3 protein-coding genes and 2 pseudogenes are annotated in these 14,787 nt (G+C 62.3%); 4 read left to right on the top strand and 1 reads right to left on the bottom strand.

All coding sequences use genetic code 11. The annotated features are described in order from the left end of the window. Positions 1-6: 6 nt before the first annotated feature. A pseudogene (locus NCS67_RS29700) lies at positions 7-11,010 on the top strand (non-ribosomal peptide synthetase); the annotation flags it as partial. Positions 11,011-11,111: 101 nt separating this feature from the next. On the opposite strand, the gene NCS67_RS29705 reads toward NCS67_RS29700, so the two are convergent. Then, the gene (locus NCS67_RS29705; RefSeq protein ID WP_250437708.1) at positions 11,112-11,771 is read right to left on the bottom strand and encodes a hypothetical protein; all 660 of its coding nucleotides are present in this window, start codon (positions 11,769-11,771) and stop codon (positions 11,112-11,114) included. 154 nt (positions 11,772-11,925) lie between these two features. On the opposite strand from NCS67_RS29705, the gene NCS67_RS29710 reads away from it, so the two are divergent. The 3 genes and pseudogenes from NCS67_RS29710 to NCS67_RS29720 form a co-directional block, all read left to right on the top strand. Further along, on the top strand, positions 11,926-12,801 hold the full coding sequence (locus tag NCS67_RS29710; RefSeq protein ID WP_235366135.1) for an alpha/beta fold hydrolase: 876 nt from the start codon (positions 11,926-11,928) through the stop codon (positions 12,799-12,801). After that, on the top strand, positions 12,801-14,492 hold the full coding sequence (locus NCS67_RS29715; protein WP_250437709.1) for a cyclic peptide export ABC transporter: 1,692 nt from the start codon (positions 12,801-12,803) through the stop codon (positions 14,490-14,492). The genes NCS67_RS29710 and NCS67_RS29715 overlap by 1 nt, the downstream gene beginning before the upstream one ends. Positions 14,493-14,623: 131 nt before the next feature. Further along, a pseudogene (locus NCS67_RS29720) lies at positions 14,624-14,785 on the top strand (NAD-dependent epimerase/dehydratase family protein); the annotation flags it as partial. Positions 14,786-14,787: the final 2 nt, after the last annotated feature.

The following is a 14,787-nucleotide window of genomic DNA, read 5'->3' on the forward strand; positions in this document are numbered from 1 at the left end:
GGCGATCGCATGTACCGCACAGGCGATCTCGCACGTTATCGTGCCGATGGCAACATCGAGTTCCTCGGCCGCAACGATCATCAGGTGAAGGTGCGCGGCTTCCGTATCGAGCTCGGCGAGATCGAAGCGCAACTCGTGGATCATGCCGCCGTGCGTGAAGCGGTCGTCATCGCGCGGGCCCGCAGCGAAGCCTCGCAGGATCAGCAACTCATCGCTTATGTCACGCTGCTCGCCGATGTCGATGCCAGTGTCTTGCGCGAGCATCTCGCCGAGTGCTTGCCCGATTACATGGTGCCCTCAGCGATCGTCATGCTCGATGCACTGCCGCTCACACCCAACGGCAAGCTCGACCGTCACGCGCTGCCCGATCCGCACGCCGATGCCTTCGCGTTGCGTCCCTTCGAAGCGCCTTTGGGCGAGACCGAATCGTCGCTCGCCGATCTGTGGGCCGAATTGCTGGGCCTCGATCGCGTCGGCCGGCAGGATAACTTCTTCGCGCTCGGCGGCCATTCGCTGCTGGCCGTCACGCTCATCGAACGCATGCGCCGCATCGGCCTGCACGCCAATGTGCGCGATCTCTTCGCCACGCCCGTGCTCAGCACGCTTGCCGCATCGATCGAGCGCGGTGCGATTGCGCACGATATCGTCGTGCCGCCCAATGTCATCACGCCCGACACGACCGCGCTCACCCCTGCCATGCTGCCGCTCATCGCCTTGACGCAAGCGGATATCGACTCCATCGTCGAACAAGTCCCGGGCGGCATAACGAACGTGCAGGACATTTACGCGCTCGCACCGCTGCAGGAAGGCATTCTGTTCCATCACATGCTGAGCACCGAGGGCGACCCGTATCTGCAAACCGCGCGCATCGCCTTCGATAGCCGCGAGCGTCTGGATGCCTGGCTCGATGCGCTGCAACGGATCATCGCACGGCACGACATCCTGCGCACCGCCTTCATCCACGACGGCATCAGCACGCCCGCGCAAGTCGTCTGTCGCCAAGCGCCTGTCACCATCGATGAGATCGAGCTCGATCCCGCACACGGTCCGGCTGTCGATCAACTCGCGCGTCTGTTCGATGCGCGCTCGCAACGCCTGCCTCTGCATCGGGCGCCCCTGCTTCGGCTCACCCTCGCGAAGGAACACGATTCGCCGCGCTGGCTCGCGCTGCTCGTGTGGCATCACCTGATCGGCGATCACGTTACGCTCGAAGTGATTCAGAAAGAGATCAGCGCACTGCTCGAGGGCCATGCCGATGCGCTCGATGTGGCGCAACCGTTTCGCGATCTGGTCGCGCAGGCGCGGCTCGGCGCCACTCAACAGGAGCATGAAGCGTTCTTCCGCGACATGCTCGCCGAGCTCAGCGAGCCCACGCTGCCCTTCGGCTTCACCGATGTGCATCACGACGGCTCCTCGGTTGCCGAAGCTCGCGTGACGTTGCCCGCGGCGTTGAACACGCGTCTGCGCACGCAGGCGCGAGAACTCGGCGTCAGTCTCGCCAGTCTCTGTCATCTCGCATGGGCGCGTGTGCTCGACGCGGCAAGCACCGGCGATGGCCGCATCGTCTTCGGCACCGTGCTGCTCGGGCGCATGCAGGCAGGTGTCGATCAGGCGCTCGGGCTGCTCATCAACACCTTGCCGATTCGCCTCGATGTGAACGATGTCTCTGTTGTCGATAGCGTGCGTGACACGCATCAGCGTCTCGCGGCCTTGCTGCAGCATCAGCATGCCCCGCTCGCACTCGCTCAGCGATGCAGTGGCGTGGCCGCGCCCGCGCCGCTCTTTAGCGCGCTGCTGAACTATCGCCACAACCAGGCCGTCGCCGATGAACAATATGCCTTCGAGGGGATCGAGCTGCTGGGCGCCGAAGAGCGCACCAACTATCCGCTCATGCTCGCTGTCGAAGACAACGGCGAGAGCCTTGGCTTGACCGCGCAAACGCTCGCGCCGCTCTCGCCCGATCAGTTGTGCGGGTACATGGAGCAAGCGTTATCGAGCCTCGTGCAGGCACTCGAGCAGGCACCGCAGACGCCCGTCGACCAACTCGATGTGCTGCCGCCCAAGACGCGTCAGTTACTGGTCCAGACGTGGAACGATACGGCTGCGTCGTACCCTGTCGATCTGTGCATTCATCAGTTGTTCGAGCAGCAGGTCGAGCGCACGCCCGATGCGATCGCGCTGATCTTTGGAGATCAGACGCTCACGTATGCGCAACTCAATGCGCGCGCCAATCGGCTCGCGCATCGTCTGCTCGCGCTAGGGGTCGAACCGGAAGATCGCGTGGCGCTGTGCGTGGAGCGTGGCATCGGCATGGTGGTGGCGTTGCTCGCGATACTCAAAGCGGGCGGCGCCTATGTGCCGCTCGATCCGGCTTACCCCGGCGAACGCCTGACTCACATCCTCACTGACTCGACGCCGCGCCTCTTGCTCGCCGATGCCATCGGCCGTGAAGCACTCGGCGATACGGGTACGTTGAGCGTGCTCGATCCGGACGCATCGCTCGATGCATCAGAGGACAATCCTCAAACCAGAATCGAACCACATCATCTCGCATACGTGCTCTTTACATCGGGCTCCACAGGCAAGCCCAAAGGCGTGATGATCGAGCATCGCCAGATGCTGAACTTCCTGTGCTCGATGCGCGATATCACCTCGATGAACGCCGCCGACACACTGCTCGCTGTCACGACGATATCCTTCGATATCGCGGGCCTGGAGTTGTATTTACCCTTGAGCGCCGGCGCGCGCATCGTGCTCGCATCGCGCAACGATGCGGCCGATCCGCTCGCGTTGCAAGCGCTCATCGATGCACACGCCATCAGCTTCATGCAGGCGACCCCGGCCACCTGGCGCATGCTGCTCGATACGCAGTGGAGCGGCAGCGCGAAGCTTACCGCGCTGTGCGGCGGCGAAGCGTTGTCCGCGAACCTCGCGGCGCGTCTGAACGAGAAGGTCAAGGCGCTGTGGAATCTCTACGGTCCGACTGAAACGACGGTCTGGTCCTCGTGCTATCGCACGGGCCGCGACGCGCATAGGTCATCCACGGTATCGGTCGGCCGGCCGATTGCCAACACGCGTCTGTACGTGCTCGATGCGCACTACCGGCTCGTGCCGCCGGGTGCCGTGGGCGAGTTGTATATCGGTGGCGCGGGGGTGGCGCGTGGTTATCTCAATCGTGCCGAGCTCACCGCCGAGCGCTTCCTCGACGATCCGTTCATTGCCGATGCGCGCATCTATCGCACGGGCGATCTCGCGCGCTATCGCGCCGATGGCAATCTCGAGTTCCTCGGACGCAACGATAATCAGGTCAAGATTCGCGGCTTCCGGATCGAACTCGGCGAGATCGAAGCGCAGCTCGCGAGTCATCCGGCCGTGCGCGAGGCCGTCGTCATCGCACGCGCGCGGCGTGAAGAGACGCAGGACCAGCAGCTCATCGCCTATGTCACTGGCGCCACCGCTATCGATACGAACGCGCTTCGCGAGCATGTGACTGCGCGCTTGCCGGATTACATGGTGCCATCGGCGTTCGTCACGCTCGATGCGCTGCCGCTCACGCCCAACGGCAAGCTCGATCGGCGCGCATTGCCCGATCCGCAGTGGCAGGATCTCGCCGCTTATGTCGCGCCGCGCACCTCGCTCGAACATACGCTCGCGCAGTGCTTTGCCAGCGTCCTCGGACTCGAGCGCGTGAGTGTCTTCGACAACTTCTTCGCGCTCGGCGGGCATTCGTTGCTGGCCACGCAACTCGTATCGCGCTTGCGTCAGGCGCTTTGCATCGAATTGCCATTACGAACATTGTTCGATGCGCCGACCGTGGCTTCGCTCGGCGAAACCTTACAGCAGGAAACGGGTCGCGTGAGCGCAATCCCGACACTGCAAGCACGCACGCGGCCGCAGCATTTACCGCTGTCTTTTGCGCAGGAACGCTTGTGGTTCCTCGAACAGCTCAACCCCGGACAGTCGACCTATAACATTCCGGTAGCCGTGCGCCTGAGCGGGTCGCTCGATGTTCCGGCGCTCGACACTGCGTTGAATGCCCTCGTGGAGCGTCACGAAAGCCTGCGTACTTCGTTCGTGCAACAAGACGGGCAGGCGGTTCAATGTATCGCGACGCAATTGCGGATCGCACTGCCTCTCGTCGAACTCGGCACGCTCGCCTCCGACGCGCAAGCCGCCGAAGTCCGCCGGATCACGCAAGTCGAAGCCACGCGAGCCTTCGATCTTCAGCACGGGCCGCTTCTTCGCGCGCGGCTGCTTCGCCTCGCCGAAGACGAGCATGTGCTGCTCTTCGCGATGCATCACATCATCTCCGATGGCTGGTCCATCGGCGTGCTCGTGCGTGAACTCGGCGCGTGCTATGAGGCCGCGTTGCATGACGAAGCGCTCGCTTTGCCGCCGTTGGCCGTGCAGTATGCCGACTTTACGTTGTGGCAGCGCGATTGGCTCACCGGCGCGGAACTCGATCGACAGACGCAATACTGGCGCACTCAGCTCGCCGAACTCGCACCGCTCGATCTGCCGACTGATCGCCCTCGCCCTGCGCGGATCAGCGGACGTGGCGCAACATTGCCCTTTTCGCTGAGTCCCAACTTGTCGGAGCGCGTGACCACGCTCGCGCATCGAGAAGGCGTGACGCCATTCATGGTGCTGCTCGCCACACTCCAGACGCTTCTTGGTCGTCTCTCCGGGCAATCGCAAGTGGCAGTCGGCTCGCCGATCGCCAATCGCACGCATGCACAGATCGAACCGCTCATCGGTCTGTTCGTCAATACGCTCGTATTGCGTGCGGATCTGTCGGGCGCGCCCAGCATGCGCGAATTGCTCACGCAAGTGCGCGATACGACGCTCGCCGCTTACGCACATCAGGACCTGCCTTTCGAAAAACTCGTCGAAGCCCTCGCGCCGGCGCGCGACACGAGCCGTACGCCGCTCTTTCAAGTGATGCTCGTCTTGCAGAATGCGCCGCTCGAGGCGCTTACTTTGCCCGGTCTCACGCTGGAACTTCTGCCCCCGGCCGAAGCCGGCGCCAAGTTCGACCTCACGCTGAACCTGACTCACACGCACGACCGCTTCGCGGGCAGCATCAGCTACGCAAGCGATCTTTTCGATAGGCAGACTATCGTGCGTTTCGGCGAACGCTTCACGCGCTTGCTGGATCAGGCGCTCGCGCGGCCCGATGTACCGTTACATGCGCTCGAACTCGTGTTGCCTGAAGAGTATGCGTTGTTCGATCGATGGAACGACACGGCAGCCGCCTACCCCGAGCACCTCTCCATGCATCAGCTTTTCGAGCAACAGGTTCGACGCACGCCCGATGCCACCGCGCTCATCTTCGAAGACGAATCCCTCACGTATGCGGAGCTGAATGCGCGTGCTAATCGGCTTGCTCATCGACTGATCGCGCTGCGCGTGCGTCCGGAAGATCGCGTCGCGTTATGCATGGAGCGGCGCGTCGGCATGATCGTCTCGTTGATAGCCACGCTCAAGGCGGGCGGCGCATACGTGCCACTCGATCCTGCGTATCCGGGTGAACGGCTGAATCACATTCTTGCCGATGCCGCGCCTCGATTGCTGATCGCCGATGCAGCCGGCCGTCATGCGTTGGGCGACACGGGCACTCTGACGGTACTCGATCTTCATGCATCCGACGACGAAACGCTCTCGCAGGCCGATCCGCAAGCACCGGTCGCGCCGCACAACCTCGCGTATGTGATCTATACGTCGGGATCGACGGGCAAGCCGAAGGGCGTCGCCATCGAACATCGAAACGCCGTCAACTTCCTGAACTGGGCGCAGAACGCCTTTACATCGAAAGAGCTTTCACACACGCTGTTTGCCACATCGATCAATTTTGATCTTTCGATCTATGAATGCTTCGCACCGTTGACCTGCGGCGCCACCGTGCATCTCGTCGACAACGTCCTCGCACTTTCCAGAAAGCCGCACGATGTGAGCCTCGTCAACACGGTGCCTTCGGCGATCACTTCCCTACTCGATGCAGGTGCATCGCTCGCATCCGTCGAGACTATCAACCTTGCGGGCGAGCCGCTCAGGCTCGCGCTGATGAAACGCATCTTCGCCGAGACCGATATCGAACGATTGTGCAATCTGTATGGCCCGTCCGAGACGACCACTTACTCGACGTGGATCGAGATGCATAGGGGCGATCACCTGAAGGAGACCATCGGCAAGCCGATCGCCAACACCAGCGTCTATCTGCTCGATGCGCGATGCAAGCCGGTGCCGCTCGGCACGGTGGGCGAAGTGTATATCGGCGGCGCGGGCGTGGCGCGTGGCTATCTCAACCGGCCTGAACTCACCGCCGAACGCTTCCGCGACGATCCGTTCATGCCCGGCGATCGCATGTACCGCACAGGCGATCTCGCACGTTATCGTGCCGATGGCAACATCGAGTTCCTCGGCCGCAACGATCATCAGGTGAAGGTGCGCGGCTTCCGTATCGAGCTCGGCGAGATCGAAGCGCAACTCGTGGATCATGCCGCCGTGCGTGAAGCGGTCGTCATCGCGCGGGCCCGCAGCGAAGCCTCGCAGGATCAGCAACTCATCGCTTATGTCACGCTGCTCGCCGATGTCGATGCCAGTGTCTTGCGCGAGCATCTCGCCGAGTGCTTGCCCGATTACATGGTGCCCTCAGCGATCGTCATGCTCGATGCACTGCCGCTCACACCCAACGGCAAGCTCGACCGTCACGCGCTGCCCGATCCGCACGCCGATGCCTTCGCGTTGCGTCCCTTCGAAGCGCCTTTGGGCGAGACCGAATCGTCGCTCGCCGATCTGTGGGCCGAATTGCTGGGCCTCGATCGCGTCGGCCGGCAGGATAACTTCTTCGCGCTCGGCGGCCATTCGCTGCTGGCCGTCACGCTCATCGAACGCATGCGCCGCATCGGCCTGCACGCCAATGTGCGCGATCTCTTCGCCACGCCCGTGCTCAGCACGCTTGCCGCATCGATCGAGCGCGGTGCGATTGCGCACGATATCGTCGTGCCGCCCAATGTCATCACGCGCGACACGACCGCGCTCACCCCTGCCATGCTGCCGCTCATCGCCTTGACGCAAGCGGATATCGACTCCATCGTCGAACAAGTCCCGGGCGGCATAACGAACGTGCAGGACATTTACGCGCTCGCACCGCTGCAGGAAGGCATTCTGTTCCATCACATGCTGAGCACCGAGGGCGACCCGTATCTGCAAACCGCGCGCATCGCCTTCGATAGCCGCGAGCGTCTGGATGCCTGGCTCGATGCGCTGCAACGGATCATCGCACGGCACGACATCCTGCGCACCGCCTTCATCCACGACGGCATCAGCACGCCCGCGCAAGTCGTCTGTCGCCAAGCGCCTGTCACCATCGATGAGATCGAGCTCGATCCCGCACACGGTCCGGCTGTCGATCAACTCGCGCGTCTGTTCGATGCGCGCTCGCAACGCCTGCCTCTGCATCGGGCGCCCCTGCTTCGGCTCACCCTCGCGAAGGAACACGATTCGCCGCGCTGGCTCGCGCTGCTCGTGTGGCATCACCTGATCGGCGATCACGTTACGCTCGAAGTGATTCAGAAAGAGATCAGCGCACTGCTCGAGGGCCATGCCGATGCGCTCGATGTGGCGCAACCGTTTCGCGATCTGGTCGCGCAGGCGCGGCTCGGCGCCACTCAACAGGAGCATGAAGCGTTCTTCCGCGACATGCTCGCCGAGCTCAGCGAGCCCACGCTGCCCTTCGGCTTCACCGATGTGCATCACGACGGCTCCTCGGTTGCCGAAGCTCGCGTGACGTTGCCCGCGGCGTTGAACACGCGTCTGCGCACGCAGGCGCGAGAACTCGGCGTCAGTCTCGCCAGTCTCTGTCATCTCGCATGGGCGCGTGTGCTCGACGCGGCAAGCACCGGCGATGGCCGCATCGTCTTCGGCACCGTGCTGCTCGGGCGCATGCAGGCAGGTGTCGATCAGGCGCTCGGGCTGCTCATCAACACCTTGCCGATTCGCCTCGATGTGAACGATGTCTCTGTTGTCGATAGCGTGCGTGACACGCATCAGCGTCTCGCGGCCTTGCTGCAGCATCAGCATGCCCCGCTCGCACTCGCTCAGCGATGCAGTGGCGTGGCCGCGCCCGCGCCGCTCTTTAGCGCGCTGCTGAACTATCGCCACAACCAGGCCGTCGCCGATGAACAATATGCCTTCGAGGGGATCGAGCTGCTGGGCGCCGAAGAGCGCACCAACTATCCGCTCATGCTCGCTGTCGAAGACAACGGCGAGAGCCTTGGCTTGACCGCGCAAACGCTCGCGCCGCTCTCGCCCGATCAGTTGTGCGGGTACATGGAGCAAGCGTTATCGAGCCTCGTGCAGGCACTCGAGCAGGCACCGCAGACGCCCGTCGACCAACTCGATGTGCTGCCGCCCAAGACGCGTCAGTTACTGGTCCAGACGTGGAACGATACGGCTGCGTCGTACCCTGTCGATCTGTGCATTCATCAGTTGTTCGAGCAGCAGGTCGAGCGCACGCCCGATGCGATCGCGCTGATCTTTGGAGATCAGACGCTCACGTATGCGCAACTCAATGCGCGCGCCAATCGGCTCGCGCATCGTCTGCTCGCGCTAGGGGTCGAACCGGAAGATCGCGTGGCGCTGTGCGTGGAGCGTGGCATCGGCATGGTGGTGGCGTTGCTCGCGATACTCAAAGCGGGCGGCGCCTATGTGCCGCTCGATCCGGCTTACCCCGGCGAACGCCTGACTCACATCCTCACTGACTCGACGCCGCGCCTCTTGCTCGCCGATGCCATCGGCCGTGAAGCACTCGGCGATACGGGTACGTTGAGCGTGCTCGATCCGGACGCATCGCTCGATGCATCAGAGGACAATCCTCAAACCAGAATCGAACCACATCATCTCGCATACGTGCTCTTTACATCGGGCTCCACAGGCAAGCCCAAAGGCGTGATGATCGAGCATCGCCAGATGCTGAACTTCCTGTGCTCGATGCGCGATATCACCTCGATGAACGCCGCCGACACACTGCTCGCTGTCACGACGATATCCTTCGATATCGCGGGCCTGGAGTTGTATTTACCCTTGAGCGCCGGCGCGCGCATCGTGCTCGCATCGCGCAACGATGCGGCCGATCCGCTCGCGTTGCAAGCGCTCATCGATGCACACGCCATCAGCTTCATGCAGGCGACCCCGGCCACCTGGCGCATGCTGCTCGATACGCAGTGGAGCGGCAGCGCGAAGCTTACCGCGCTGTGCGGCGGCGAAGCGTTGTCCGCGAACCTCGCGGCGCGTCTGAACGAGAAGGTCAAGGCGCTGTGGAATCTCTACGGTCCGACTGAAACGACGGTCTGGTCCTCGTGCTATCGCACGGGCCGCGACGCGCATAGGTCATCCACGGTATCGGTCGGCCGGCCGATTGCCAACACGCGTCTGTACGTGCTCGATGCGCACTACCGGCTCGTGCCGCCGGGTGCCGTGGGCGAGTTGTATATCGGTGGCGCGGGGGTGGCGCGTGGTTATCTCAATCGTGCCGAGCTCACCGCCGAGCGCTTCCTCGACGATCCGTTCATTGCCGATGCGCGCATCTATCGCACGGGCGATCTCGCGCGCTATCGCGCCGATGGCAATCTCGAGTTCCTCGGACGCAACGATCATCAGGTCAAGATTCGCGGTTTCCGGATCGAACTCGGCGAGATCGAAGCGCAGCTCGCGAGTCATCCGGCCGTGCGCGAAGCCGTCGTCATCGCACGGGCGCGGCGTGAAGAGACGCAGGACCAGCAGCTCATCGCCTATGTCACTGGCGCCACCGCTATCGATACGAATGCGCTTCGCGAGCATGTGACTGCGCGCTTGCCGGATTACATGGTGCCATCGGCGTTCGTCACGCTCGATGCGCTGCCGCTCACGCCCAACGGCAAGCTCGATCGGCGCGCATTGCCCGATCCGCAGTGGCAGGATCTCGCCGCTTATGTCGCGCCGCGCACCTCGCTCGAACATACGCTCGCGCAGTGCTTTGCCAGCGTCCTCGGACTCGAGCGCGTGAGTGTCTTCGATAACTTCTTCGCGCTCGGCGGGCATTCGTTGCTGGCTGTTCAGTTGATGGCATCGATTCACGCGAAGCTCGGCCAGGACATTTCGATTCGCGTTCTCTTCAATGCGCCATCGGTCGCGGAACTCGCCGATCAACTGAACGCCGCGCCTTCGAACAACGAATTCGATCCGATTCTGCCTATCCGGGCATCGGGGAGCGGCGCACCGCTCTTCTGCATTCATCCGGTCGGCGGACTGGCGTGGAGCTATGCGGGTCTCGCGAAGATCATCGATGACGACCGGCCCCTCTACGCCGTCCAGACGCCGGCGTTGAAGGAGCCCGGCTACCGTCCCGCGAGCATCGTCGACATGGCGGCGGACTATATCGCGCGCATCCGCACGGTTCAGCCTCACGGTCCCTATCACCTCCTCGGCTGGTCCTTCGGCGGACTGCTCGCGTACGAAATGGCGACGCAACTGCAAAACCTTGGCGAGAAGATCGGCGAGCTCGTGTTGCTGGATTCGCGTCTTCCGGACGGACTCACTGCATCCGAAGTCGATGAATGGGCGCTGTTCGCCGCGACGTTCCCGGACATGTCGCCCGATCTCACGCTCACGCTTCAGGCAATGCAATCGACCACCGAGCGCGTGGTCGCGCTGCGTGAGCATCGGCTGATACCGGCGTATATCACGGACGAGCACGTCACAACGCTGATCGGCACGACGCAACGGAACATGCAGTTGCAATCGATGTACACGCCCCGGTCGTTCCATGGCGATATCGTCTATTTCACGGCGACGCGCTCCGAAGCGCCCGGACAACCCCGACGTAGCGCGCAATGGCGAGCGTGTGTGAACGGTTCGATCGTGAACTACGACATCGACTGCATGCATGGCGAGATGTGCCTGCCATCGTCGCTCGCGATGATCGGACAGAACCTCGCATCGATGAATGTGATTGGTGCATCAGCGAAGTAGAGAACGAACAGCGCCACGGGCTTAGGCCGGTGGCGCTGCTATCGAACGAAGGAATGGAAGGAGTGAAAAGAGTGCGCCGAGGCCGCCGATATGACGATCGCTCAACCTGCGCGCCGCTGCTTGCGATCGGTATGCTTGCGCACGTTGCTGGCGAGTTCCGAAATGATTTCGGTGGCTGCGCCGATGATCTGACCGAAGTCGAATCCCGCGCGCGTCATCTCCCGATAGAACGATCGTGCAAGCATCTTCGAGAGCTGGCTCGGGTTCTGTACGGATTGCGCGACGATGTCGCCGATCGTCTGATCCGAGGATCGCTTGATCGTTGCCTGAGCGAACGGCGAGGCGACGAGCTTCTCAAGCCGGTCCGCCTCGACGGATCGCGTGACGAACGTGCCGAGAATGCGAAGCAGCTTCAGATCATGTTCATCGAATTGCCGTCCGAGCCGCGGTCCCGATACTTGCACGACGCCTATCGTCTTTCCGTTCAGCGCGAGGACGGCGAACATCTTGTCGCGCGCGTCCGAGTATTCGACGATGGCCGTCCTCTCCCCGATATGCACTTCGCCGAATGCCTCCGTGCGGGCGGCGCACAACTCGACAACGCGATCGTCGACGGGTATCGAAACGACGCATCGCTTCGCGCGCATTGCCTCGGCGACCATCGCTGCGAGTGCTTCCGGCGATACGTCGGTCGTCTCGGTGTCCGCAAACTCGACGAGCAGCGAATCCTGCGCTTCATAAACATGTTCGGCGCTTTTCATGAGCACTCCACCGGTAGGTTTGGATGTGCGTCAGGGTATGCGTCGAGAGTTAGTTCGCAGTTAGCCCATGACCGTGATTCGAACCGATCCGCGTCCTCATCCGACGCTAACTTTCGAAAGACACACTAAGCGTCATTCCTGACAGGTGCTCACGATGAAACGTCCCTTATTCATGCAGCGTCGCAGCATCAAGGTTCGCGACGGCCGTTTTGATATTTCCGTCGAAGAGTCCGGAAGTATCGGCACGCCCTGCGTCTTGCTGCACGGCCGCGGCGAGTGCAGCGGCGTATGGCGAACATTGACCGACGCAGCGTCGGCCGAACATCGTTTCGTGTCGATCGATCTGAGGGGCCACGGAGATTCGAGCTGGGACCCGGAGCGCGCTTACGATTCGCCAACCCTCGCGGGCGATGTATTGCAGGTTCTGCTTGCAATGAACATAAGAAAGCCCGTTCTTATCGGTCATTCGCTCGGCGGCAGTGTCGCACTGCAATTGAACGCACTGCTCGGACACCATGTTTCCGGACTGGTCATGGTGGACTTCGGACCGGAATCCGATGCATCGGGTTCACAACGCGTTCGTGCCGACATACGCGAGACGCCGGCTACATTCGACACGGTCGACGGATATGTCTCGTGGTTGCTCGAACGGCGTCCGCTGGCCAACGGCCGTGCGCTTCGCAATCTCGCGCTGCATGCGTTGCGCCGCACGCCGGCCGGAGTGTTCGAGCCGAAGCTGGACCGGCGCGTCGCCGATGAGTCGCCGCAAAAGAGGGAGCCGCAGGCGGAACAACTGTGGCAGATGCTGGCGTCCGTGCGCTGCCCGACGCTCGTCGTGAGAGGCGTCGGGTCAGCGGTGCTAAAGCCGCAGGTTGCGCAACGCATGGCGCATCACGCGCTATGTGAAGGGCAACTCGCCACGATATCCCGCGCCGGCCATGCGGTGATGACCGATAACCCCGACGAATTCAATCGTACGATCGACGCCTTCCTTGCTTCGCTGCCGGATGCCGTGAGCGGAGGTCAGTGATGTTCTCGATCATTCCCGCGCAGCTTCGCCGACAGTCGATGCCGCGACTGGTCATTGCAGTCATCGCCGGGTTCGCCGGGGCGCTGTGCAGCGCGGAGATCGCGCGTCTCATCGGCCAGGTCGCCGCCGGCCAGATCGAAACGCGCGGACTGGTGATCGTTTTCTTCGCGGTGTGCGCGGCGCAATTGCTGTTCAGAACGAGTTCGCAGATCATCGTGCTCGATTTCGGTCAGCAGGTGATCTGCAGTCTTCGAATCGAGCTATGCCGCAAGATCCTGCGCACGCCCTACAAGAAGCTGCAATCGCTCGGGAAGCCGCGCCTGCTCGCCATTCTTACCACGGACATCAACACGTTCGCGCAGGCATCGCAAATGCTGCCGCTCGCGTTCGGCAACGTCGTGCTCATTGTCGTATGCCTCGTGTATATGGCCTGGCTTTCGTGGCAGGCGTTCGCGTGCTTTTTCGTCTTTCTCGTCGTCGGGGGGGCGATCTATCACAGTATCGAACGCTGGCCCTTGCGCGAAATGCAAGCGGTGCGAGATCAGCTCGATGTCATCTTCCGGCACTTTCGTTCCTTGCTGGAAGGGACGCGGGAATTGCAACTCAACGACGCGCGAGCCCGATACTTCACCGAACACGTCGTTCATTCGACCGCACACGCATTCCGCCGATCGTTCACCCGCGCGATGCTCATCTATTCGCTCGTCGCCAACGCCGGTGGCATGCTCTTCTATGTGGCGATCGGCCTGATCCTGCTCGTCGTGCCGCACTGGTTTCCACAATCCCACGGCGTGCTCGTGACGCTCACCCTCCTGCTTCTTTTCCTGATCCATCCGGTCAGCGAAGTCATGACGATCTTGCCGATTCTTCGTCAGGCGTCGATTGCGCTTCAGCGCATCCGCATTCTCGATGCCGAGCTCACGCAGCAAGCGGACGATGACGGTCATGGGTCCGCAGACGATCCCTTCGGGGCAGCAGTCGAAGGCGTGCCGCTGATCCGGTTTTCCGCCGTATCGCATCGCTATCCGGGGCTGACGGAAGATCATCCGTTCACACTCGGACCGATCGATCTGTCGATTCGTCAGGGCGAAGTCGTTTATCTGATCGGCGGAAACGGCAGCGGCAAGACCACGCTCGCGATGCTGCTGCTCGGACTGTACGAGCCCGAGCAAGGGCACGTAGAACTGAACGGTGTAAAAGTCGAGAGAGACAACCTTGCGCATTATCGCGAGCGCTTCTCGGCCGTGTTCGCCGACTTTCATCTGTTCGATGAAGTGCTGTGTGAAGACCAGTCGCAAATCGCGAAGCAGGCGGCACAGTATCTTCACAAGCTCGAACTCGACCACAAGGTCAGCATGAAGGGCAACCGGTTCAGCACGGTCAATCTCTCTTCCGGACAACGCAAGCGCATGGCGCTCATAGCGTCGTATCTGGAAGACCGCCCGATCTATCTCTTCGACGAATGGGCCGCCGACCAGGATCCCGTATTCAGGCGCGTGTTCTATACGCAGTTGATTCCCGAGCTCAAGCGCAAGGGCAAGACGGTCATCGTCATTTCTCACGACGATGCCTATTTCGAATGCGCCGATCGTCTCGTTCAGGTTGCGAACGGGCGCCTCATCGACGTCTCTTCCGAAGCACTGAAAGAAGGCCTCTTCGCCGGACGCAGCGGCTCGGCAGTGGCCGAATAAGTTCGCCGTTCCCTCGAACACGACGTCCCCACCTACGGCGTTCGACAGCGACGCCGGCAAAGTCAGCCCCGAACAAGCAAACGTTTGGCGCGTAATTCCTTCCGCAAAAACTTAGGGCTGCGCAACCAGTGGAAGGCAAGCGCGCCGCGGAGACGCTGTGCTTCGCCTATCGCCGCATGTACGGCACCGATGTGCGCGTCGCGCGCATCTTCAACACCTACGGTCCGCGCATGGACCCTCAGGACGGACGCGTCGCGTCGAACTTCATCGTGCAGGCGCTGCGCGGCGATCCAGG

It is taken from the genome of Caballeronia sp. ATUFL_F2_KS9A (genome assembly GCF_023630765.1).
GTDB lineage: Bacteria > Pseudomonadota > Gammaproteobacteria > Burkholderiales > Burkholderiaceae > Caballeronia > Caballeronia zhejiangensis.